Origin of the sequence: Ruegeria sp. AU67 (genome assembly GCF_900312795.1) — a bacterium.
Lineage (GTDB): Bacteria > Pseudomonadota > Alphaproteobacteria > Rhodobacterales > Rhodobacteraceae > Ruegeria > Ruegeria atlantica.
In genome coordinates this window covers 110,473-133,851 of record NZ_OMPH01000025.1, presented here as the reverse complement: position 1 = coordinate 133,851, position 23,379 = coordinate 110,473, and the positions used below count along the sequence as shown (strand labels likewise).

Genomic DNA, 23,379 nt, shown 5'->3' with positions numbered 1-23,379 from the left:
CATGGACCTAGGTGAAATCAATCCCGTACTTTTGGTCGCCTCGCTTATGGTGGCTGCAACCCCCCTGCTGCTGGCGGCGATCGGAGAGCTTGTCGTCGAAAAAGCAGGTGTTCTGAACCTTGGCGTAGAGGGCATGATGATCGTCGGCGCAATCAGCGGATTTGCGATCTCTGTCGAAACAGGATCACCCTGGCTGGGGTTCATTGCAGCAGCCATTGGTGGCGCGGTTCTGTCCCTGCTGTTCGTCCTGCTGACGCAGTTTGCGCTGGCGAACCAGGTGGCCAGTGGTCTTGCACTTACCCTGTTCGGCCTGGGCTTCAGCGCGCTGATGGGTCAAAGCTATGTAGGTGTCAAACCGCCCAGCATGGGAGATATCCATATTCCGTTGCTCAGCGATATTCCGGTGATCGGCCCCATCCTGTTCCAGCATGATCCGATCCTGTATCTGGGCATCGCCTTGGTTGCGGCCGTCTGGGCCACGCTGAAATACACCCGCGTTGGTCTGATCCTGCGCGCAGTGGGTGAAAACCACGACGCCGCGCACGCGCTGGGCTACAAGGTCATCAAGATCCGCATCATGGCGATCCTGTTTGGTGGCGCCTGCGCGGGCCTCGGTGGAGCCTATATCAGCCTGATCCGCGTTCCGCAGTGGACCGAGGGCATGACCGCCGGTGTTGGATGGATCGCGCTTGCGCTGGTGGTCTTTGCCAGCTGGAAACCATGGCGTGCTTTGCTGGGTGCTTATTTGTTTGGCGGAATCACGGTGTTGCAGCTTAATCTGCAGGCCGCAGGCGTTGCCATCCCAGTCGAGTATCTGGCAATGTCGCCCTACATCATCACGATCCTTGTGCTTGTGATCCTTTCGGCCGACAAGAGCAGCGCACCTGCCTCACTGGGCCGGACCTTCCACGCCTCGCACTAGACGGGGCCAATTGAACCAACTTGGGGAGTAACCACATGAAATTCACTTCACTTCTTGCCAGTGCCGCGATGGTGCTGGGTCTGGCGACCGGCGCGGTCGCACAGGACAAAACAAAAGTAGGCTTTGTCTATGTCGGCCCGGTGGGCGACGGCGGCTGGACCTATGAACATGACAAAGGCCGTCTGGCGGTCGAGAAAGAATTCGGCGACAAAGTCGAGACTGTGTTTGTTGAATCCGTTCCCGAAGGCCCGGACGCGGAACGTGTGATGACGCAGATGGCGCTTGAAGGCGCTGACCTGATCTTTACCACCTCGTTCGGGTACATGGACCCAACGATCAACGTGGCCAAGAAATTCCCGAACGTGAAGTTCGAGCACGCGACCGGCTATAAGACCGCACCAAACGTGTCCGTCTATTCGGCCCGTTTCTACGAAGGTCGTGCCGTTCAGGGCCACATCGCGGGTAAAATGACCGAGTCGAACATCATCGGATACATTGGCTCCTACCCAATCCCCGAAGTGATCCGCGGCATCAACTCGGCCTACATCCACGCCAAAAAGGTAAACCCGGATGTCGAGTTCAAGATCATCTGGGCCTACACTTGGTTCGACCCGGCGAAAGAGGCTGATGCCGCAACCGTTCTGATCGAACAAGGTGCGGACGTGATCCTGCAGCACACCGACTCGACCGCGCCGCAGGCGGCTGCGCAAGAGGCAGGCAACGTGATCACTTTCGGTCAGGCCTCGGACATGAGCGAATATGCTCCCAAGCCGCGCGTCTCTTCGATCATCGACAACTGGGCGCCTTACTACATCGCACGTACCCAAGCTGTCATAGATGGGTCGTGGGAAACCGTGAACACCTGGGACGGTATCAAGGAAGGCATGGTTGAGATCGGTGAAATCTCGGACGCTGTTCCGGCCGATATCAAAGAGGAAGCACTGGTGATGAAAGCCGCCATGGCAGCGGGCGAATACCACCCCTTCACCGGCCCGATCAAAAAGCAGGACGGCAGCGACTGGCTGGCTGAAGGCGAAACCGCCGATGATGGCACGCTGGCGGGTATGAACTTCTACGTCGAAGGTCTGGAAGGCGAAATCCCGCAGTAAGCTGTGATCTACTGAGACTAAGCTTTTGAAAAAACGTCAAGGCCCGCATATGCATGCGGGCCTTTTTTAGTGACCGCCCCAGGCCCATCCTGTGAATTCAATTTCCTTTCTGCGTGTGACGGCAGAGAGGAAGACCTTGGGACATCGGTCATAGTGGGTTGCGACGCGCCTCCAGTCCTTGAGCCTGCCAAACATGATCTCGATCCAGTTGCGGCGCTTGTACCTGCGCTCATCGTATTTGACCGGAACCTTGCGTTGTTTACGGCCGAGGATGCACGTACGTATCCCTTTATCTTTCAACGCTTCTCGGAACCAATCGGCGTCATAGCCGCGGTCCCCGAGTAACCATTCGACATCCGGCAGGCTGCTCATCAACGCCCGCGCACCGATGTAATCGCTGACTTATCCCGCATTCACGAACGGGTTGAGCGGACGTCCAAGGCTATCGCAGATGGCGGGTAGCTTGGTATTCATGCCGCCCTTGGTTCGGCCAATCAGGCGTCAACGCCCCCCTTTTTAACTCCCAGGCCGGACGCCGTGCGAAGTGCCTTCAGATAAGTCGCGTCGATCATCACGGTTTTCGTCTCGCCGTGCTCGGTAGACTGTTCCACCATCATTTGCGCGAAGATGCCCCTGTCACTTCAGCGCTTCCAGCGATTGTACATTGTCTTGTGCGGCCCGTATTCCTTTGGCGCAACGCGCCAGCGCAACCCATTGCGATTGATGAAGGTAATCCCACTCAGAACACGTCGATCATCTACACGTGGCTTGCAGTGAGGCTTAGGAAAGAAGGGCTCAAGACGCGCCGTCTGCTCGTCGCTCAGCCAGAAAAGGTCAGACATGATTGCCGCTTGATTTCGGCAACGTGAATCACGCTGAAAACCGAAAATCAATGGGTCCTGAGCCTAATACGTTCCGCAACGATCATTTCCATATCAGATTATTTGTCGGTCGCGAAAGTACCCTTCCAGATAGGTCGGTAAACCCACATGACGATATCAGCCGAATGCTACGAAAATGCGGAAATTCCCGGCTTCAGATGGCAGACAGTAGGACAGCCAAGAATGCACTCTAAACGATGCCGCGTTTTCAGGCGGCAATGCTCCGCCGTATTAGGCCTGCCGCGTACAACCAATTAACTAACATCGTCAGGTTAAGCTACCTTAGGTTGTGCTGAGGCGAGTCGCATATCGACCCGCCATCCATTCACCAGATCAAAAAGCGAGGCTCACATGGTTACTACATTGGCTGCGGGTGATATTGCGTTTACTGGGTTCAATTCCGACAACCCCGACGAGTTCACATTTGTTGCTTTGACCGACATCGAGGCAGGAACCGAGATCAAATTCACTGATAACGGTTGGTTTGCAGCCGGCGGGTTCCGCAGCAGTGAGGGTATATTCGTCTGGACGGCACCTGCGAACATCGCTGCGGGTACAGTGATAAACCCCGCATTTACCGGGCCAAACTTTTCGGCCAGTGGCGATCAGATCCACGCGTATCAGGGTGACGACGACACGCCCAGTTTTGTCGCATCGGTTCATTTCAATGAAGACGGATATGAGGCTGACGCAACATCGTCGAATACGTCTGCACTGCCCTCGGGGCTGACAGTCGGCACCAGCGCAATCGCCCTCACCGAAACCGATAACGGTGTTTATTCCGGCCCGCTTACCGGTACCAAAGCTGAATTGCAGGCCGCCATTAACGATCCCGCCAACTGGACGACCGACAATTCCAGAATTGAAGATGTTGAGCCTGCAGGCTTTAAGGTCACGGATGCCGCGCCTTCACCATCGGTCATCATAAATGATCTGGACCTGGCGGCCGATGAAGGGGGCATGGCGGATAGTTATGAAGTCACGTTGTCTGTCGCGCCCGAGCAACCCGTCACGATCACCATAGCCGCAGGAGCTGATCTTGACGTTGCACCAACCGAATTGGTTTTTGACGCGACCAATTTTGATCAGCCACAACAGGTCATAGTCACGGCCGTTGACGACGATCTGCCCGAAGCAGCCGAGGTCGCGGACATTCAGCACACGGTAACCTCGGGCGATCCCGCCTTTGACGGTATTCTGGCCCCTGTTGTCGAGGTATCCATCTCAGCCAGCGACATCGAAATAGTGTCAATCTATGAAATCCAGGGCTCAGGCCATGTGTCTGAATTTGTTCTGGCAGATGGACAAACGGTTGCCGAATTCTTCGAGGACTTGCCTGCCGGCCCATCAAACGTTCTGGGCGATATGGTTTCAACCAGTGGCATCGTCACTGCGGTAGATTCCAACGGATTCTATCTTCAGGATCCGGAAGGCGACGGAAACGATGCGACCTCAGACGCGATTTTCGTGTTCACCGGATCAAGCCCTATAGTGTCAGTAGGTGACGCCATTTCCGTGGGCGGAACCGTTGCCGAGTTCTTTCCCGGCGGCACAGGCAGTGGCAACCTACCGACCACCCAACTGACCAATGTTTTTAATCTTGAGGTGCAGTCATCGGGCAATGATTTGCCCGAGGCGGTTTTGATTGGCAATGATCCGGGTGAGCGGGCGGTGCCCAATCAAAGCATCGACGATGATGCGTTTGCCTCATTCGATCCAACCCAGGATGGCATCGACTTCTTCGAAAGCTTGGAAGGGATGCGCGTGACTGCAACGGATTTGCAAGCCGTCAGTGGAACCAGCCGGTTCGGTGAAATCTTTGCGGTTGCCGATCAGGGCAGTGGCGCAACTGGTCTTTCAGAGCGCGGAACGCTCAATATCTCACCAGATGACTTCAACCCTGAGAAAATCCAGATCGACGAAGACAGTGGGATTTTCGATTTCGACTTTCCCACAGTGAATGTCGGCGATCACCTTGGCGACGTCACGGGTGTTGTGGGCTATAGTTTCGGAAATTACGAAATCCTGCCGACCGAGGATTTTACACCGAATATCCAGTCAGCCGGGTTGGAACAGGAAACGACCACCCTCGCCGGTTCAAGCAACGAGCTGACGATTGCCACATACAATGTTCTTAATCTCGACCCCAATGATGGCGACGGCGACCAAGATGTCGCCGACGGTCGGTTTGCCGCCATTGCCGAGCAGATCACCAATAACCTCAACAGCCCGGACATCATTGGTCTGCAAGAGGTGCAGGACAATTCGGGCTCGGACGATGACGGAACCGTTTCGGCGTCGGAAACCCTGGCGGAACTGGCCGCGGCTATTCTGGCGGCGGGTGGTCCGGCTTATGAGGTGATCGACAACCCCTTTATCGGGGACGGAACATCCGGGGGTCAGCCCGGCGGCAACATCCGAACCGCCTTTCTCTACAATCCTGATCGTGTCTCGTTAGTGGAAGGATCCGTGCAGACCATCAGTGGGCAAGGTGAAGGCGAGGCCTTTGAGGGCGCACGATTGCCGTTGGTAGCAGATTTTGTTTTCAACGGTGAAACCGTCACGGTGGTCAACAATCACTTTTCATCCAAAGGTGGTTCTGCGCCTATTCTGGGAACCGAACAGGACTTTGCCGCTCGCCAAGAAGACGTTGATGTGAACGGCAGTCTGGATGAGCGCCAGGCCCAGAGCCAGGCTGTTCAGGATTTTGTTAACGGACTGGGTGATGGTGCTAATTCGGTTGTGTTGGGTGACTTCAACGAGTTTGAATTTGTCTCACCCGTAGCCGACCTTGAGGCCAATACCGACCTCGTCAACCTGACAAACGACATCCCGGAAGACGAACGCTATAGCTTTGAGTTTCAGGGCAACAGCCAGTCGTTGGATCATATTCTGGTGTCCGAGGATCTGCATTCCGGCGCACAGGTTGACATCGTCCACGTCAATTCAGAGTTCGCCGCAACCAGCGGGCGCGCCTCGGATCACGATCCCATGGTGGCAAGCCTGTTCATTCCAGAAACCCAGAGTTTGGCGGTTGAGTTCGAGGCCGGTCGCTGGTTCAAAACCAAAGCCTTTGAGAGCATCGATGGCGAAGTCGTGGATGTCGACAAGCTTGGTCCGGTTCGGAACAGCCTGACGTTTTCGGATGTGGGTATCAAGGTAGATGCGGTCGATCCGACCGATTTTGAACTGGTCGCGATCAAGCATGGGGCGATTGGCGTGTTCTCATTCGACGACTCGTTGTTTAGCCGCGATGCTGCATCGGTTGATGGTGACGAAAGCCTCAGAATTGCGCTGGAAGACACGGACCTAGAAGCGGTGGAATTCATCTTTAGCTTTGGCGACAGTCACGGCAGCGGTGAAGTCGAGGTTGCCTTCTACGATGACGGTGTTCTTGTCGGCACCATGGTGGCGGATGCCGACGACGGTGATTTCTCGGGCTCACTCGGGCGCACAACCTTTGATGCGGTAGAGCTGTCAGCGATCGACGACACCATGTTTACAGTCGACGAATTTTCGTTCGAGGTGATCGATCAGAACTTGATTGGCTAGAGCATTGCCACGCGGGGTCACCTCGGTACTACCGCGTGGCATCCATTGGCTAAATTAACCGCATCGCGAACACGGAAGAACTCGAACGGAGAATTTCGGCCTGATTGACTTAGTGGATGTGACGCGGTGCGAAATACACTTGGCAACTGAACCATGGAGGTTTGATCCGATCTGACTATCTGTAAGGATCCCATCCGCAGATTTGCTATGGCCACTGACCATTCATACCTCGCACGCCATTGATCAAAAGGGGCTTTCTGCAAGGTTAGATCACAGGCTGGACTAGTTGAAAAAGCAACCCACTGCAGACGAAGATCACGGGTTTTCGGCGTTTGAGAATAGCATCGGCGTGATCGTAATGGGGTCTGGATCGTACCGGACAGTTCGGGAGTTCGGGGAGGGGCCTTACAAGAAACCAGCCGTGGTTCTCAGTCGCTTAATTTAACCGGGAGGCCTCCCTCATGTCCAGCGCGTTAAAGCAGAGGTTTCAGACAAAACACCCAGCGAATTGATGGAGGGCTTTGATGCGCGTGGTCACAATCGAGTTTATGTGGATGGCGGCGCAATCATCCCCTCCATCCTCAAAGCCGCGCTGAACGTGGACATAAGGATTACCTTGTTTGCCATCCTGATCGGTGAAGGCATTCGGATCTTTGGCGAAACAGAAGATGACGGAGATCTGGAGTTGGCTTCGGTTTGCAGCTCTTCCTCCGGGCTGGTGGATCTCAATTACAGGCCAAAATATGGTGACGAAAGCTTCTCCACCTGGTCGGTTGCCAAAGGCTGCGCAGCGCCTTTCGATTCAAATGACCCTGCAGACCGCATTGCCGATCGCCCAAAGCAAAGGCGTGAATGCGCTATCGTTTCGCATACTTGCCGAACAGCTTGACGTCACTCAGATGGCCGCGACCTATCACGCAGGTAGCAAGAAACAGCTCTTGTTCGATCTGGTAGGCCTTGGATTTGCAGGCACCTCGGATAGTGTGGATGGAAGCACTCCGGTCAAACGCGCCCGCGGCATTATTGCGACTTACTAGCGCTACGCATTGAAGTACACCTATCTACTCCGTGCGTTCCTGGACGATGTGATGCTCATAACGCAGACCTCATAAACGTGGCTGTGGGATTAAAGGCTACCACGGACCAACTTTTAAACAGCGATGGCGGTGACGTTCTTGTTCGCCTGCTGACCGCCTATGCACATGGGTTCGTGCTCTCAGCCTCCAATGGAGAAAACAATCCCCTGACAATAGATGACTTTCTGCGTGGGGTCGGCGGGGTTGTTTGTCAAGCAACAGGTGATCACGTGGCGACGTGATATGAATAACATGCACGTTAGACATAGGGGCATAGCGGCATGCACGACGATCGTTCAGCAACTTGGCAGTACCCGTGAAACGGCTGTTACTCTGATGGAAGCTCAGGCGATTGTACGGGAACGGCTTTGAGATAGGCCGCAATTGCCAAACGGTCGTCATCTGTGAGCCGAGATGTATTCTCGACTACCTCAACCATCTCGCCACCTGCACTGTCATAATCCGGTGTGAAACCAGATTTCAAATACTCTGCAATGTCGGCCTCGGACCAATCAAGCTGGTCAAGTGTCAGGCCTGGTATGCGCCCTTTGCCATTAGGATTTGGCGCACCTGCCAACCAAAGATCGCGTTTCAAACCACCTAAGCCATTTCGCGGCGTATGACATTCAGCACAATGCCCAAGCGCTTCCACTAGGTATCGGCCTCGGATTTGTTGGTCGGTCAAATCGCCTTCTACCACCCAACCTGGCGCAATGAACAACTGCTTCCACCCACCCAACCCCCGCCTAACGCTAAAGGGGAAACCAACCTCATGCGCTTTGCTTTCAGTGGCGACCGCAGGAAGCGTGCCGAGGAATGCATGGAGCGATACGACATCCTCTGCGGTCATGTTGACGTAGGTCGTATATGGAAATGCCGGGTAATAGTGTTGCCCTTTGGGTCCTGTTCCACGGATCAGGGCATTGGCCAATTCCAACGTGGACCATGAACCAATACCGGCTGCCGTATCACTGGAAATATTTGGGGCAATGAAGGTGCCGAAGTCCGTCTCGAACCGACGACCGCCAGAGAGAATTAGCTTTTCTTCTCCAACGGCGTCCGGCGCAGAGTGGCAAGAGGCACATCCAGCTGCGTAGAAAACGATCTCACCTCTCGAAAGATCAGAAGAGACCCCATGCAAAAAAGCCTGGTCGACGCTTTTAGGCCGTGTCAGAACCAACCCAGCCAATCCGACCAAAAATGCAGAGACAGCAGCGAAGAGGAAAAGCCGCCGCAAAGCTATCTACCAGTCAGTCTTTCGGTGCTCTGTAAGCTTTGTGACATGCCGAGCAAGCTCCACCCAGATTACCCATTGCCCCCTTCAGGGCTTCAACATCTTGCCTTGCCGCAGCCTGCATCGCAACAGCGGCGTCAGCCATGACCTGCCCCTTAGCAGCTACGTCCGGGAAGTTTTCCCAGATTGCGGGCAGAGCACGTGTGGAAGGGTCAGATACGTTATCTGATCCAGCCGGCCACATTGCAGATTGATCAATCTGCGTCAGAACGACCAGGTTATTCGCTGCCCGTGTTGCCGCCTCTGCATCGTATTCTGTCTCTCCTTTGGCCATGCCGCCAAGCGTACCAAGATTGAATGCATAGAGCTGCATGATTGAGGTCCGAGCCTTCACAGCTGGGTTTTCGCTTTCATGGGCGATAGCTGCGCCAATAGCGGCAACTGACAATAGACCTGCCGCGAAGATTGAGAACTTCTTCATCATGATGTGTCTCCCTGTTCACTAAGCCGAATGTTAGCTTGAACGAAATTTATTGTAATTGTTTGTTATTCGTCGTCACTTGTTAATATATGAACAACGAGAATTGGGATAACATTCGCTACGCGCTTGCCGTTAGTAAACACGGTTCATTGAATGCAGCTGCCGCGGCATTGGGTGTCACGCATGCCACGGTCCTTCGTAGAGTTGCCGCATGCGAAGAGCAAAATGGCTGCATGGTTTTTCAGAAGGGCCCATCAGGATATTCCGTTCTCCCTGAAGCCGGTGCTATCTTATCGGCTATGGAAAGTGTCGAAGACGCGGTACTTTCGGTGGAGCGGGCTATTGTGGGCGCAAATCGATCCCCTTTGGGCCACGTACGCATTACCTCCACAGATAGTCTTTGTCAGATTGTTCTTCCACCAATACTAAACGAGATCTCACATCTTTACCCGGGCTTGAAACTGACTTTGTTGAGCGGAAACAGCCACCATGATCTATCCCGGCTGACTGCGGACATTACTGTACGCCCATCGGTAAAGCTGGGTGAAGGGTTAATTGGGCAACAGGCAGGAATGCTGTCATTCGGGGTCTTTGACGATGGTTGCCCCAATCGCAAGTGGATGAGGCTTGATGGGGCGTTAAGCCGTTCACTCCCTGCTAAATGGCTGGCAGAAAATGTGAGTGCCGACGAAATGACCAACGGTGCAGATAGCTTTTTGGTGCTACAGCAGATGGCCGCTTCGGGAGTCGGCAAAACGATCTTGCCTTCATTTTTTGTCGACGCGGATCCTCGACTTCACAGGTCGCATGACGTGATCCCCGAATTCGAGGTTCCGCTCTGGGTCGCGACGTTGGACGAGATAGCAAACACGCCGAGGTTTGCAGTTGTACAACGAGCGTTGGTTGAATGCTTGGCCAATGTTCTGGCTGAATGATGCTTTTTCAGTCGTGATCACCGAACAGCCAACCTACCTTTGGTGGGCTGACGAGCAGCACCCATACACCTAGAAGAAGTATTTAATGCCAAAGTATAGGCCATGTTGGTTGACGTCATATGCGAATTCTCCGGAACTTAGCGTGTCGCTGTAGTCGACACTGAAATGGCGGTATCCAAATGTAAGTGCCGTTTTCTCCCAGGGTTGGTAATCGAATCCGATATTCACACCGATCTGAAGGTCATTCCCACGGGCGCCGAAACCGCCAAGCTCCAAAGAAGCAATCCTGATCCATTGCTCGTTCAGACGCCAAATACCGCGCGCGCCGATTACGGACTCGATCCAATTCTGATCACCACCCAAAACGGGCGGATTTCCGGGACCCGGTGTGGTTACGTCGATTTCCTGACGAATCGAGTTGTATCTAACGCCACCCTGGAGATCGATCGTATAGCGCTGACCATCGGCACCGTATACAGAATCTACAATGCGGTAAGCAGCCAAGACACCAAACCATTTTTGGCGCACATCGACATTGAGATCGGCACCCAATGGGCCAGGCAGCGAGGTACCCTGAACGATGCCAACGTAGTTCGTGTAGACGATTACTCCAAAGTCCCCATACTATGCTTCGTACCGACCAGCGGCCGTGAAATCCAGCACGTCACCAAGAACAAGTACCACTCCAGCCCAAGCGCGGATTTAACGGTCCAGGTGTCATTCAGGGGTTTCTGTGACGGGAAATAGATCAGCTTGAAACTGGTCTTTTCAAACCCGCTGAATCGTGCGCCGGTCGCATTTGTCGAATTGTAGTGGAGCTCATATTTCAGCTTCAGATCAGGGCGCAACATAATGCGCCATCTATGAAAGCATCCTGACGGTCTGTCCCACCTTCAAGACTAAATTACTGATAGCGAATGTCCGTGTTGTTGACCGCAGCCAGTGGGTTTGACGCGTTTTCCTCCGCTCCGGCAGCGATACCCGCCATCAGCAACGCGGGAGTCAGGAATGACAAGATAGTAAAATGGCGGGCCATCGTGTACCTGAAATACTTCGTGCGATTGGTGAGACGGTGGCTTTGCCACCACCGTCCCAAGTTCGTTATTGCCAACTGGAAAAGACTTTTCTGGTCAGCTCGCTTTCAGGGCGAAGGTTCTCGATACCTTCATAAGGAACACCCTTTCCAAGTGGCAGATGCGGGTGTTTGGCAATGGTTTTTTGATGGCGCTTGACCATGTCCTGAAAGGACGCCCCTGACCACAAAGAGTACCCGACAAGGGGATGTTCTTCACGCGGGTCGCGGTAGACATTGAAAACAGGTGCCGCTGCGCCCGGCTGGCCGGGGGCAGGCAGGTGCATCTTAAACTCCTGTTTGACCACTGAGCGCAAAACGGGCCCCTCGTACACATAGACGTAGTCTCGGCGCGAGTTGCCTTCGCCCTCAAGCAGCAGCGCGGTTTGGTCAATCCCGTCAATCACACGGTCGCGCGGAATGCGGTCGGTTGCCCCTGCAATTCGGGCAAAGGTAGTGAACAGATCCGAGACATGCACGATATCACCAGCTGCGCTTCCCGGTTCGATTACTCCGGGCCACCGGATGAAGGCATCCGTCCGCACGCCGCCTTCCAGGTGCTGGGTCTTGCCGCCACGGTAAATCAGCTGGTTTAGACCTGATGTCCCCTCGTAGTGATACATCAAGCCATTGTCAGCCATGATCATGACGACGGTGCTGTCTGCCTTGCCAGTTTCATCGAGCTTGGCCAGAACTTCGCCGATCCAGCCGTCCAGAACCTGTAATTTGTCGGCATGGAAGCCACCATTGCGGGAAACGGCCTCATCAGGGTAGGCAAAGTTCAGCGGGTAGAGCGGCCAGTACTGCATGAAAAACGGGTCGTCCTGCGAAGCCAGCTTCTCCAATTCCTCCAATGCCTGACGCTGATAGCGCAGGTTCATTTCTTCGTATTTCGCCTGCGTCCATTCTTCGCCCGGCGCTATGTCTATTTCGCGAGCAAGGCCGCCCGCTTCACCTTCTACGCCAGTTACCAGCCCGTAGGGTTTGAACCGCTGGTCCAATTGAAACTGGTTGGACTGACCCGACGCATGGAAGCCAAGCATGTTGTTGGCAACCATCGCATCTCGTGTCATCAAGCTGAGCTGAACCTGCTGATGCAAGGGAAAAGCCGCCCAGTCAAACCCCTGATTGTGCGGGTAGGATTGTTCAATATCGCCCTGATGCCATTTCCCGACATGGGCGGTGTTGTACCCTTCTTCCTTCAGGATTTCGGCAATCGTCACCTCTTCGGACGCCAGGCCTTCACCGACCAAAGCAACCTTTACCTCCTCCACGCCCGCGCGCACCGGATGACGACCGGTCAACATCGCCGTTCGTGTCGGCGTGCAGGATGGCTCGGTATACATCCTCATCAAGGACATGCCTTCTGTGGCAAAATCGTTGATGTTGGGCGTATCGAAACCGGTGACGTAGTTCATCGTCCGGTTGCCCATCTGACCGAAACTGACATCGTCAATCAGAATGTAAAGAATATTAGGTGGTTTGCCGCCATTGTCGCCACGGATATCGGAAAGCTTCGCTTCAATTTTCGTATCCTGAGCGTCCCATTGTTCGCCAAATTGCGCGCGGAGAAACTGGAACTCTCCATCATGAATGATAGGCGCATCCTGAGCAAAGCTCGCGCCAGCCATCAGCACCATGGCCGAGGCATGTTTCCATATAGATCTCATCGGTATCCCTTCCCCATTTTCGAATTACATTTTTCCTGCGCGCCGCAGCGACTGGGCGATTTCGCCCCTAAGACCATCCAGGGTCTCGCGGATGTCGCATTCAATCTGGTGCGATTGGCTTCCCGGCTCAGCATTCATGGAGAGATACTCGTCGCTGAGAAGCTGGTAGTCTTGGCAGATCTCATCAAACACAGTGTCCACGCGCCGTAAGTCCGCAATTGCGGCCTGGTGGTCGGGAAACAGCGTATCAAGTTCCAGGCCTTTCAATTTCGATGTCTCGTTCGATGGATCAGGAGATATACTGGAGTGTTGGACGAATTCACTTTTAACAATAGGTATATCGGGGCATAATACGGTGTAGTCATGGATGTAACTCGCTGAAAATATGGAATTATTCAGAGACAAGTTACCTCCTCTGAATGAGGGCGTTGCGCCTGAAACTGAGGATGTGCGGGCCGCACTTCAGCGGCTTGTCAGATCCTCGACTTTCGCGGGTTCTCAGCGATTGCAGGACTTTCTTGTCTATGTGGTCGAAGAATCGCTCAACGGCCGGGCCGATGAAATTCGCGCCAAGACCATCGCCATGGATGTCTATGGTGGAACGGTGGCCGAGATGTCGCGTCGCGAAAACGTGGTGCGGGTGGACGCCGGTCGCCTGCGTCGCAAACTGGTCGAATACTATGCAGCAGATGGCCGCGACGAAGGCACTGTTTTCGATCTGCCGAAGGGTGGATATGCGCCACAGATATCAATCAGGTCGCCAGAGATGGCTCAACCCGGGTTACCTGAACCGAAATCCATCCCGCGGGCCTGGCCTCGTCCGTTCATCGGAATCGTAGGAGCTTTCATTCTTCTCTGCGGTGCTGCAGCCTTCGCATTGCTATCGACAAAGCGTGAAGTTCCGACCAGTTTGCCAGTTGAAGGCTTAAGCCGAGATGAGCGTAGCGCTATTTTTGATGCGTCCCCAATGCGACTTCAGGCCGTGAATCTGGCCAATTCGGGCCGCGACTTGATCTTTCCCGCGTTGGAACCTGCGCGGCTCAGTGCAGCCTTGACCATATTTAAAGCAGCAATCGAAAGCGACGACAGCTATTTTGGGGGTCATGCAGGGGCCGCGCAGGTTGCATCAACTATTTCTTTGTTAACTTCAGATACCGACCTGTCCCGTGACATGTTGCGTTATGCTGACACGCAGGCCAGCAGAGCGATTGAGCTGGCACCTGAATCGGGGTGGAGCCAATCCGCAAAGGCCTGGGTTGAGTTTACCAAAGGAAACTGGCCAGAAGCTGTGAAGTTTTCTTACAGAGCACAGCGGTTGGCACCCAACGACGTACATGTGTTAGAATTCGTGTCGTTGGTCCTGCTCTATTCGGGTTCGTTCGAACAAGTTGTAGAAATCAGTGAAGAGACGCTGTCGAAAGTCGTTCTGGACCGGGGTTATGTGTTCCAGAACGCCATGGGGTCTGCAAAATTCCATCTGAAGGATTTCGAAGGCGCAGTTTCTGCCTTTGAACAGGTGACCGAAAAAGGCGGACCAGTCGGCCCTGTTTCTGTTGCTTACCTGATGGCGGCACATCAGATGTTGGGGAACGAAAGCAAAGCTAAATCCCTTTCGGAAAAACTCTCACGTGAGTGGCCCGACAGTCGCGTTGATTTATTGTTTCAAAGTTTGTTCGAAAATCCAAAATACGGTGTAGAACTTGGCGACGCTATGAAACGAGCCGGTTGGAGGCCAAAGAGCTAAAGATAAGGATTTTTCTTCGGCTTTTGGGGCCGTTCAAGATCGGGCAGGTCTCGACGGTTGAGGTCAGGATAAGTCGCTTGCTGCGCGCCGGCATCTGATTTCCTCCATCTACAAAACCTATCAGATGAGAGATCAATGGATGTCCATTCCATCAGATCCCGATATCTCACTTTCTCCGCGCGGCCGGCATTCCTGTTCCTAACACGTTGCACAAAGCAAGACCGGCAGGATGGGGCCACGAACAACGGCATGATACTATAAAATAGAGTGCCATCTTTGCGCTGCCGAATAACTACAATGAGCGCATAGTTACGAATGCTGCAACATACATGACTGTCGGCTTTCGGTCACACAGCAGCCAATCACCAACATTGGTTTTCAGTTCGTAATGTAAACGAAGATCAATTTTGTTCGGCCCCCGCTTCATTAATCCAGATTGCGCGAGGGTTCGCCTTCACGTCATCCAACATCTTAAACACTTCTCCCTTCCAACCCGCTTTAATCTGTATAGCCAATTGAGACGGTGGCCGGTGGTCTGGTTCAAGAATGGCATATTCATATCTGAGTGGTTTCTCGAAGGGTAAAAACACGACTTTTCCGTTCGAAAGATCAAGCTCTCGTTCGGTCGCAACTGTCAGCGGATCAACGATGCTGCAACACTGCCCCGAACTGACAAAGGGGATAAGAGGTAGAAAATACTGGCAGGTAACAGTTTGATTGTACTCAGCGGCAACGTTCTCGAACTCCTGCCGGACTTTCCGTTGGAACGGGTGTGAAGGATGCAGGCCTCCTATTGGCGTTCTGTCAAGATCCGATAGTGTCAGGACCTTGCGCGACGCAAGAGGATGCTCACAATCAATGGCACAGAAGCAATCAGCCCGGATAAGTTCAGCGGAATACTGGGGTTCTTTGCCGGCTGAATGCTCGAAGTCAGCAAAGCCGAAGTCGATATTTTGCGTCCCGGCAAGCTCCATAATCTGCGGTGAGCTGCGTGTCGAAAGCGTGATGCGAATATCGGGGTTTTCACCAACTGATTGGCTTATGAAACGTGGGAACAAAAAGGCAGATGGACCCGGCATCGTTGCAATATTCAAGCTTCCGGCATGCCCTTTGATGAGCCCTTCCATCGTGCTGGAGATTGTCGCCAAGCGGTCCAAAATACCCGTAGTTTCGGCTAAGAGATAGTGCGCCTCAGGGACTGGCACCAATCGTCTTCCCTTACGTTCGAACAGCGTCAGGCCCAATGTCTTTTCAAGGTTTTTCAATGCTAGGCTAATCGCAGGCTGCGTGCGATTTAGTTTCTTGGCGGTTTGAGAGATGGAGCCGGTCTCCATCACCTCACGAAATACGGTTAGCTGAGTTAGGTTCATATTCTTAAACATAAACAAAACTTTAGTTTAGTGAAATATAACAAATTTGTATTTATGCAGTTTGTCTCTACGCTTGCGGGATCGAAGTTTGGGAAAACCAAAGCCGAAATTCCAACAAGGGAGATGATAATGAAATTTGTGAAATGCTTGACTGGTCTTGCATTGGCGGGCGCGCTGGCAGCCCCCGCGCTGGCGCAGGACCCAACGTTCTTCCGTATTGGCACTGGTGGCGCTGGCGGAACCTATTTCCCCATCGGTGGCACCATCGCAAACGGAATCTCCGCCCCTCCGGGATCGCGCCCGTGCGAAGAAGGCGGTCAGTGCGGTGTTCCGGGCCTGATCGCGATCGCGCAATCCACCACCGCTTCGGTTTTCAACAATGCCGCCGTGCAGAACGGAGAACTTGAGGCCGGGCTGGCTGCAGCCGACGTCACCCGTTCGATGTATCTGGGTGAAGGTAAGTTCGAAGGCAAACCTCATCCCAAACTGCGCATCGTCGCCAATCTGTTCCCCGAAGACCTGCACCTGGTGCTTCCGGCCGGCACGACGATTAACGATCTGAGTGATCTGGAAGGCAAGCGCGTTGGTATTGCGCAGGCTGGTTCCGGCACGCAGGTTGCCGTTTTGCAGATGCTGGATGCTTGGGGCGTCAACCGTGACAACATGGATGAGGCCGAGCTGAACAATAGTCAGAGCGCCGAGCGTCTGGCCGATGGTCAGCTTGACGCCTATTTCTATGCCGCAGGCTGGCCGGTTGCTGCGATGGTGCAGCTGTCTTCGACCAAAGGTATGAACCTACATTCCTTCTCGGACGAAGATCTGGGCAAGATCAACGAGATCATTCCGGCCTATATCCCCTCAGCCATTCCAGGTGGCGTGTATGAAGGCATCGACGGCGAAACCAAGACCCCTGCGGTCAGCGCGATGCTGGTTGTGTCGTCGGACCTGTCTGACGACCTGGTCTATGAGCTGACCAAGGCGATGTGGAACGACAACACCCGCAAGCTGCTGGATAACGGTCATGCTAAGGGCAAGCAGATCACCCCTGATACCGCTCTGGATGGTGTCGAAGCACTGGGCGTTCCGCTGCATCCGGGTGCTGAGAAGTTCTACAAAGAAGCCGGGCTTCTTCAGTAACCCGATCTCATCCCAAATTATCGTCCGGTGCCCCTAGTCGGGGCACCGCACACCCGAAATGCGCGAAATCAGGGGGCCATCATGTCCACGACTAAAAATCTTGATGACCACGAACTCACAGCTGAAGAATTAGCGGCTATCGAAGAACAGTTCGACGAGGGTGCCGCTGTCCGGCAGGTTACGCCGACAACTGGCAAGGTCCTGCGCGTTGTAGCCCTGATCTTTGCGTTTTACGAATTCTTCACGGCCGGTTTTGGCCTGCCGGCCGATCACTGGCACATGGGCATCTATCTGGCTCTACTGTTCATTCTGGTCTACGCGACAATCCCGATTATCGGGGCCAAAAGCCTTTACGCGCTAAAGGTCAGCAGGTTCCGGATCGGCAACATCCCTCTTTACGATCTGGTCTTCATGGCCCTTGGGATCATCGCGGCGCTGTACGTGGGCGTCGCCTGGCGCGGCATTCCGTTTCTTGGGATTGAGGAACAGACCTTCCGTATGGGTAACCCCAACAGTTATGACGTGATTTTGGGTGTGATTATCATCCTGCTGGTGCTGGATATCGCACGCCGCACGCTTGGTTGGGTGCTGCCGCTGATCATCTGCGTATTTATCTCATACGCTTTGCTTGGGCCGTATTTCCCCGGATTGTTGCAGCATCCTGGCGTGAACTTCAAAACCTTCGTTTCGTCGATGTACTTTCCGCAGGAGGGTATCTACGGCGTCACGTTGTGGGTCGTCTCGACAATCGTTTTCCACTTTGTGCTGTTTGGCGTGATCGCGCAACGCACCGGGTTAGGGCAACTTTTCATCGATAACGCCACCATTTTGGCGGGCCGCTATACCGGCGGTCCGGCAAAAGTGTCGGTGGTATCCTCGGCCTTCTTCGGCACGATCTCGGGTTCTTCGGTGGCCAACACCGTATCAACCGGCGCGCTGACAATTCCCAACATGAAGCGCCTTGGATACCCCGGCCATTTTGCGGGCGGGGTCGAAGCCGCTTCCTCGGCCGGTGGTCAGATCACTCCGCCGATCATGGGTGCCGCGGCCTTTATCATGGCAGAGTTTCTCGAGGTTCCCTACACCACCATCGTTATTGCTGCGATATTTCCTGCGCTTCTGCACTATGTTGGCGTCTTTGCTGTCGTGCACCTGATGGCACGCAAGCTGAATCTCAAAGGTCTGACCAAAGAGCAACTGCCGCAGCTCAAAGCCGTCTGGGCCGAAGGCTGGGCCAACATAGTGCCCCTGATCGGCCTGCTAGTGGTTCTGTTCACGGGTTACACGCCCTTCATGTCGGCCTTCTGCGGCATATCACTTGCAGTAATCGCTGGCATGTCGCGCTTGAGGCAGCCTCCGACGCTGATCTATGCGGCAGCGTTCCTCAGTTTTGTACTGTGGAAGTTCTCAGACGGCGGCTTTGACCTGACCATGACAACAATCCTGAGCGGATTGACGGTGGTCGCAACTATGAACCCTCAGAAACGCATCGAAGTGCCCGAGATGCTACAGGCGGTAGAATTGGGTGTGAAATACTCGCTAGCCGTGGGCGCCGCCGCTGCTGCGGTCGGTATCGTGGTAGGCGTGATCAACACCACTGGCATCGGGTTCCGCATCGGTTTCATGGTTACACAGGGCGCAGGCAACCTGGCATCGGATCTGTACAACATGATCTCGTTCGGCAGCTTCCAGTTCTTTGCGATGGAAGACTTACAATTGTTCATCTCATTGGTGTTCATCGCCGTCGTCTGTATCCTGATGGGCGCGGGCATTCCGACCACCGCGCTGTATATCATGCTGGTGTCAGTGGCGCAGCCTGCGCTGGCGCAACTGGGTGTTCCACCCATCGCCAGCCACCTTTTCGTGCTCTACTATGGTGTGGTGTCCGAGATTACACCACCGGTCTGTACTTCAGCCTATGCCGCGGCTGCCATTGCGAACTCAAACCCGTTCCGAACTGGTCTTTCTGCTTTCACCCTTGGATTGGGCAAAGTGATTGCGCCCATGGCCTTTGTCTATGCGCCGGTCCTTCTGTTCGTGTCGTCAACCGGGTTCAACCTATGGGAATTCACCTATACCGCGACCAGTTGCATCGCCGGGGTTATTGCCCTGTCGGCGGCTGTGGTTGGGTATTGGTTGAGTCCGCTGAATATCGCATCGCGCATTCTGTTGGCCATCGCTGGGATTATCTTTGTCGCGCCCAGCCTGACTGCTGATCTGATCGCGCTGGCCGTGGCATCACCTGTCATCGTCACTCAACTGATCGCCCGCAACCGCAGTAACTCACCGGCGTGAAACCATGACAGAACAAGTGACCATTATCGGCGCAGGGATCGTCGGCATTTGTTGCGCTTTGTCGCTACAAGAGCGCGGCATTTCTGTTCGGCTGATTGACCGCGGTCTACCGGGGCAGGAAACCTCTTTCGGGAATGCAGGTGTAGTGTCGCCGTGGTCAATCATTCCGCAAGCGATGCCGGGCATATGGAAATCACTGCCGCAGATGCTACTGGACCCTAAAAGCGCACTTTCGGTCAGAACCAGTTACTGGCCAAAAATGATCCCCTGGGGCCTGCGGTTTTTGGGAAACTCCGGCGAAAGGTCAGTGCGTGAAATCTCGGACGCGATGGAGCTTTTGTGCCGCCCTTCTATCGACCTGTATCGTCGTCATCTTAAGGGCACCGGACACGAAAATCTGATCACCGACAGCTACTATATTCACGCATTTCGCCATCGGAAGCAGGCTGATCTGAATGGGCTTGGATATCTGATCCGCCAGGAGAAAGGAGGCGATCTGGAGCTGATCGATGGTGCCGAGTTGCGCCACTTGGAACCCGCACTGTCAGAGGAATTCAAAGCCGCAATCGTGATCAAAGGTCAGGCACGCGTAACCTCACCAGGACGTGTGGGGGCAGTTCTGGCTGAAAAAGCGCGCTCGCAAGGCGCCGAAATAGTACAAACCGAAGTCACCAAACTGACACCGGCTGAAGGTGATGGTTGGCAGATTACAACCTCGCAGGGCACGATGCGTGCCGCCAGCATCATCCTCGCGGCCGGTGTGTGGTCCGCCGACCTGCTGAAACCATTGGGGATGCCTGTGCCGCTTGTGGCCGAACGGGGCTACCATGTCGAATTCCCTAAGCCCCTGGCCCAATTAACCAATTCGGTCATGGATGTAGACGCAAAGGTGGTTGCAAGTTCAATGCAGGACGGTCTGAGAGTCGCTGGCACGGCTGAATTTGGTAGCGTCGACGCGCCCGCTGATCCACGCAAGAAAAAAATCCTGACCGAACAAGCCAAGGCCATGATGCCAGGCCTCGATGCAGGCGAGGCACAATTTTGGATGGGTCGACGTCCGTCCTTTCCGGACAGTTTGCCGGCGATCGGACCAGTTAACGGGCGGGAAGGGCTCTATACCGCGTTCGGGCATTCTCATTATGGGCTGATGATGGCCCCAAAGACCGGCGAGCTTGTGGCCGATCTTGTGTCTGGTCGCAGCCCAAACATCGATCTGGCCCCGTTTTCTCTGGCCCGGTTCTAAAGTTTCAAATCAGAAGGATCCGATGATTATGCCAATATACAACGGTGGTCAGAACATCTGCGGGGCGTCAATTGGTGTTCTGTGCCTTGAAAGCTATTTTCCAAAACCACCGGGCCATATCAAAAACCCTTCCAGCCTGCCATTTCCGGTTCTGTATGAGATGATCGACGGTGTGACGGTCCCGACCTTGCTGAACAACCCTTCGCCCGAGTTACTGGCACCGTTCATCGAAGGCGCCAAGCGGCTTGAGGCTGAAGGCGTTCGAGCCATCACAGGCAGTTGCGGCTTTCTAGCCTTGTTTCAAAAAGAATTGGCAGCTGCGGTTTCAGTTCCTGTCTTTGCCTCCAGCCTGATCCAGGTGCCGCTGGCCTTTCAAATGACCGGTGCCAACGCGCCAGTGGGCGTGCTAACCGCGGATGCATCCGCATTGACGCATCGGCATTTCGAATGTGTCGGTGCATCAGGTGTTCCTGTGGCCGTGAAGGGATTGGAGGATACCACAGAATTCGCCGAAGTGATCCTGCGGAACACGCGGACCCGGATGGACACGGACCTGATCGAGACCGAGGTCAGGGATGCGGCCCGTACTCTGGTTCTTGAAGCTCCGGACATTCGGTCGTTGGTTTTGGAATGCACGGATCTGCCGCCTTACGCATCGCGGCTTCAGGAAGAACTGCAGCTTCCTGTCTTTGACCTGGTCACACTGGCGCATATGGCGCACGCTGTAACGACTCGGGCGCCATATTCGGGGCTGATGCCGTGGCAGCGCTGACCGTGCCAAAACAGTCAATGAAAGAGAAATAGAATGGACCCTGGCCGGGAACTCAGGATATCTGAGGCCTTGCGACATTGCTTTGGTTCATAGGAGTTGTGAGTGTCCGTTGACCTGTCCATCCTGATGATTGCCATCTGCCTTGGTGCAATGCTGCAAGTCGGAGTTGGTATCGGGTTCAGCATCATCGCGGGACCGCCCATGATGATTTTGCTTGGCACGTCGACAGCGGTTCCCGTTTTGCTTTTGCTGAACACGTTTGGATCAGTGGTAGCGACAGACCGGCATGTTCTGAAAAACAACCATCAACTAATCCGGACCGCGGTCATTGGTTGCTGTGTCGGAGTTGCCGCCGGCCTTGTTGTGTATCCCTTTTTTAGCGAAGCATTTGTTCTTGCCCTGACGGCGTGTCTATTGCTGATCGGGTTGATTACGACCTTGCTCCCCTTGCGGGGATCCATTGGCAACGCTGGATTTTCAGTCGTTACAGGACTGTCTGGGCTTGCAACTGTTTGGGCGGCGACACCGGGCCCTCTTATGGTGTTCGGTTTGATAGCAAAGGGTCGTTCCGCCAAAGAGGTGGCAAAGTTGGTTCAACCCATAGCGCTGGTGGCATATGGCATAGCTTTCTTGTTGCACAATTTGTCCGAAGCCCAAGAAATCTCATATGAACCGCAGTTAATAGGGTTCGTTGCGATTACTCTGATCGGCAGCATCATTGGTCGTGCAGCAGGCCCTTACTTACCACAGCCGATCGTCATCGCAGTGATCCGCGTGGTATCCTTGATTGCCTGCTGCGTTCTGTTCCATCGGGCTTTTTCAATGGCTTAACCTTAAAGGTCACAAGATGACACGAAACAACAATCTGCACAGGTTTCCACGTGCCAAACTTATGTCGGGTCCAACCCCTTTGGAGCGTTTGGACAACTTGTCGGCAGAAATGGATATCGACCTTTGGCTGAAACGTGATGATCTGACTGGCCTTAGTTTTGGTGGCAACAAAACACGGCAGCTTGAATTTTATCTCGGAGATGCGCGTCAGCAAGGTGCTGATACCATTCTGATCACCGGCGCCGTTCAATCCAATTTCGTTCGATCTGCGGCCGCTGCCGCAGCCAAACTAGGCATGCAATCCGTGCTTCAGTTGGAAGAGCGTGTCCCTGACATGGGGGCGGAGTACTATTCGTCCGGGAATGTGCTGCTGGCACAAATCCTTGGTGCCGAGCATTTGGGCTACCCGGAAGGTGAAGACGAAGCGGGAGCCGACGCAGCGCTGCATGCGCGCGCAGTTGAATTGAAAGCCAAAGGTCACAAACCGTACGTTATTAATCTGGGGCTGGGCCATCCGCCCTTGGGTGCCTTGGGCTACGTCGTGGCCGGACAGGAATTGTATCAGCAGATGCCGGATTTCGACGCGGTCGTCGTCCCCTCGGGTAGCGGTGCCACACATGGCGGACTGCTGACCGGTCTGGCGTTAGAAGAAAGCACTGCCTCGGTGTTTGGGATTTGCGTGCGCAGAGATCGTGATAAGCAGCAGGCCCGAATGAAGGTCGTTCTGCAGAAACTTGCGGACTTGCTGGATATCGACGCAAGACTTCTACAGGACAAGATTAGTGTCTTTGACGAAGCCTTGCCGCCGGGTTATGGCAAAGTGAATGCAATAACGAGCGCTGCATTGGAAAAGATGGCCCGGACGGAAGGGATTTTCCTCGACCCTGTTTATTCTGCGAAAACGTTCTCTGGTTTGCTGAACTTGGTCGAAAGTGGGAAAATCAAATCAGGCGAAAAAATCGTATTGTTACACACGGGTGGATTGCCCGCACTCTTTGGATATCAAAGTGAATTGATCCACAACCCAACTTGAAGCGTTCGCAGTCCTCATACGT

At 54.2% G+C, this 23,379-nt stretch carries 19 protein-coding genes and 1 pseudogene; 12 read left to right on the top strand and 8 right to left on the bottom strand.

Annotated features, from left to right (window positions below):
* Position 1: 1 nt before the first annotated feature.
* The gene (locus DK510_RS12900; protein ID WP_109312436.1) at positions 2 to 922 is read left to right on the top strand and encodes an ABC transporter permease; all 921 of its coding nucleotides are present in this window, start codon (positions 2 to 4) and stop codon (positions 920 to 922) included.
* A gap of 35 nt (positions 923 to 957) precedes the next feature.
* Entirely contained in the window at positions 958 to 2,031 is a 1,074-nt protein-coding gene (locus tag DK510_RS12895) for a BMP family ABC transporter substrate-binding protein (RefSeq protein WP_109312435.1), read from the top strand.
* 66 nt (positions 2,032 to 2,097) lie between these two features.
* On the opposite strand, the pseudogene DK510_RS12890 reads toward DK510_RS12895, so the two are convergent.
* Positions 2,098 to 2,873 (bottom strand): annotated as a pseudogene (locus tag DK510_RS12890) (IS5 family transposase).
* 390 nt (positions 2,874 to 3,263) lie between these two features.
* Here DK510_RS12890 and DK510_RS12885 point away from each other — a divergent pair.
* Positions 3,264 to 6,464, top strand: a complete 3,201-nt coding sequence (locus DK510_RS12885; protein WP_109312434.1) for an endonuclease/exonuclease/phosphatase family protein — start codon at positions 3,264 to 3,266, stop codon at positions 6,462 to 6,464.
* A gap of 746 nt (positions 6,465 to 7,210) precedes the next feature.
* Positions 7,211 to 7,501: a hypothetical protein gene (locus DK510_RS23340; RefSeq protein ID WP_234999070.1), complete on the top strand. Its 291-nt coding sequence runs from the start codon at positions 7,211 to 7,213 to the stop codon at positions 7,499 to 7,501.
* A 367-nt stretch (positions 7,502 to 7,868) separates the two neighbouring features.
* Here DK510_RS23340 and DK510_RS12870 read toward each other — a convergent pair whose 3' ends face one another.
* A complete protein-coding gene (locus tag DK510_RS12870) occupies positions 7,869 to 8,777 on the bottom strand; it encodes a cytochrome c (protein ID WP_109312431.1) in 909 nt (302 codons plus the stop codon).
* A 13-nt stretch (positions 8,778 to 8,790) separates the two neighbouring features.
* Positions 8,791 to 9,258 (bottom strand): cytochrome c, encoded by a 468-nt coding sequence (locus DK510_RS12865; RefSeq protein ID WP_109312430.1) that lies wholly within the window; start codon positions 9,256 to 9,258, stop codon positions 8,791 to 8,793.
* An 86-nt stretch (positions 9,259 to 9,344) separates the two neighbouring features.
* Between DK510_RS12865 and DK510_RS12860 the strand changes: the two genes are divergently transcribed.
* Positions 9,345 to 10,190 carry a LysR family transcriptional regulator gene (locus tag DK510_RS12860; RefSeq protein ID WP_109312429.1) on the top strand — a complete coding sequence of 282 codons (846 nt, stop codon included), beginning with the start codon at positions 9,345 to 9,347 and terminating at the stop codon, positions 10,188 to 10,190.
* Positions 10,191 to 10,259: 69 nt separating this feature from the next.
* On the opposite strand, the gene DK510_RS12855 is transcribed toward DK510_RS12860, so the two are convergent.
* From DK510_RS12855 to DK510_RS12840, 4 genes are all read right to left on the bottom strand, one after another.
* Complete coding sequence (locus DK510_RS12855; RefSeq protein WP_109312428.1) at positions 10,260 to 10,742, bottom strand: hypothetical protein; 483 nt, start codon at positions 10,740 to 10,742, stop codon at positions 10,260 to 10,262.
* A gap of 352 nt (positions 10,743 to 11,094) precedes the next feature.
* Positions 11,095 to 11,226 (bottom strand): hypothetical protein, encoded by a 132-nt coding sequence (locus DK510_RS23510; protein WP_255414874.1) that lies wholly within the window; start codon positions 11,224 to 11,226, stop codon positions 11,095 to 11,097.
* 65 nt (positions 11,227 to 11,291) lie between these two features.
* Positions 11,292 to 12,932 carry a sulfatase-like hydrolase/transferase gene (locus tag DK510_RS12845; RefSeq protein ID WP_109312426.1) on the bottom strand — a complete coding sequence of 547 codons (1,641 nt, stop codon included), beginning with the start codon at positions 12,930 to 12,932 and terminating at the stop codon, positions 11,292 to 11,294.
* 24 nt (positions 12,933 to 12,956) lie between these two features.
* Positions 12,957 to 13,199 (bottom strand): hypothetical protein, encoded by a 243-nt coding sequence (locus DK510_RS12840; protein WP_109312425.1) that lies wholly within the window; start codon positions 13,197 to 13,199, stop codon positions 12,957 to 12,959.
* 118 nt (positions 13,200 to 13,317) lie between these two features.
* Between DK510_RS12840 and DK510_RS12835 the strand changes: the two genes are divergently transcribed.
* A complete protein-coding gene (locus DK510_RS12835) occupies positions 13,318 to 14,676 on the top strand; it encodes an adenylate cyclase (RefSeq protein ID WP_109312424.1) in 1,359 nt (452 codons plus the stop codon).
* Between the two features lie 401 nt (positions 14,677 to 15,077).
* On the opposite strand, the gene DK510_RS12830 is transcribed toward DK510_RS12835, so the two are convergent.
* Positions 15,078 to 16,058: a LysR family transcriptional regulator gene (locus DK510_RS12830; RefSeq protein ID WP_234999066.1), complete on the bottom strand. Its 981-nt coding sequence runs from the start codon at positions 16,056 to 16,058 to the stop codon at positions 15,078 to 15,080.
* Positions 16,059 to 16,175: 117 nt separating this feature from the next.
* Between DK510_RS12830 and DK510_RS12825 the strand changes: the two genes are divergently transcribed.
* The 6 genes from DK510_RS12825 to DK510_RS12800 all read left to right on the top strand — a co-directional run bounded on the left by DK510_RS12825 (position 16,176) and on the right by DK510_RS12800 (position 23,357).
* Complete coding sequence (locus DK510_RS12825) at positions 16,176 to 17,183, top strand: TAXI family TRAP transporter solute-binding subunit (RefSeq protein WP_108859489.1); 1,008 nt, start codon at positions 16,176 to 16,178, stop codon at positions 17,181 to 17,183.
* An 81-nt stretch (positions 17,184 to 17,264) separates the two neighbouring features.
* The gene (locus DK510_RS12820) at positions 17,265 to 19,478 is read left to right on the top strand and encodes a TRAP transporter fused permease subunit (protein WP_109312423.1); all 2,214 of its coding nucleotides are present in this window, start codon (positions 17,265 to 17,267) and stop codon (positions 19,476 to 19,478) included.
* 4 nt (positions 19,479 to 19,482) lie between these two features.
* Positions 19,483 to 20,721, top strand: a complete 1,239-nt coding sequence (locus DK510_RS12815) for an FAD-binding oxidoreductase (RefSeq protein WP_109312422.1) — start codon at positions 19,483 to 19,485, stop codon at positions 20,719 to 20,721.
* Between the two features lie 22 nt (positions 20,722 to 20,743).
* Positions 20,744 to 21,493: an aspartate/glutamate racemase family protein gene (locus tag DK510_RS12810; protein ID WP_234999064.1), complete on the top strand. Its 750-nt coding sequence runs from the start codon at positions 20,744 to 20,746 to the stop codon at positions 21,491 to 21,493.
* A 102-nt stretch (positions 21,494 to 21,595) separates the two neighbouring features.
* On the top strand, positions 21,596 to 22,324 hold the full coding sequence (locus tag DK510_RS12805; RefSeq protein ID WP_109312421.1) for a TSUP family transporter: 729 nt from the start codon (positions 21,596 to 21,598) through the stop codon (positions 22,322 to 22,324).
* A gap of 16 nt (positions 22,325 to 22,340) precedes the next feature.
* Positions 22,341 to 23,357: a D-cysteine desulfhydrase family protein gene (locus DK510_RS12800; RefSeq protein ID WP_109312420.1), complete on the top strand. Its 1,017-nt coding sequence runs from the start codon at positions 22,341 to 22,343 to the stop codon at positions 23,355 to 23,357.
* Positions 23,358 to 23,379 lie beyond the last annotated feature (22 nt).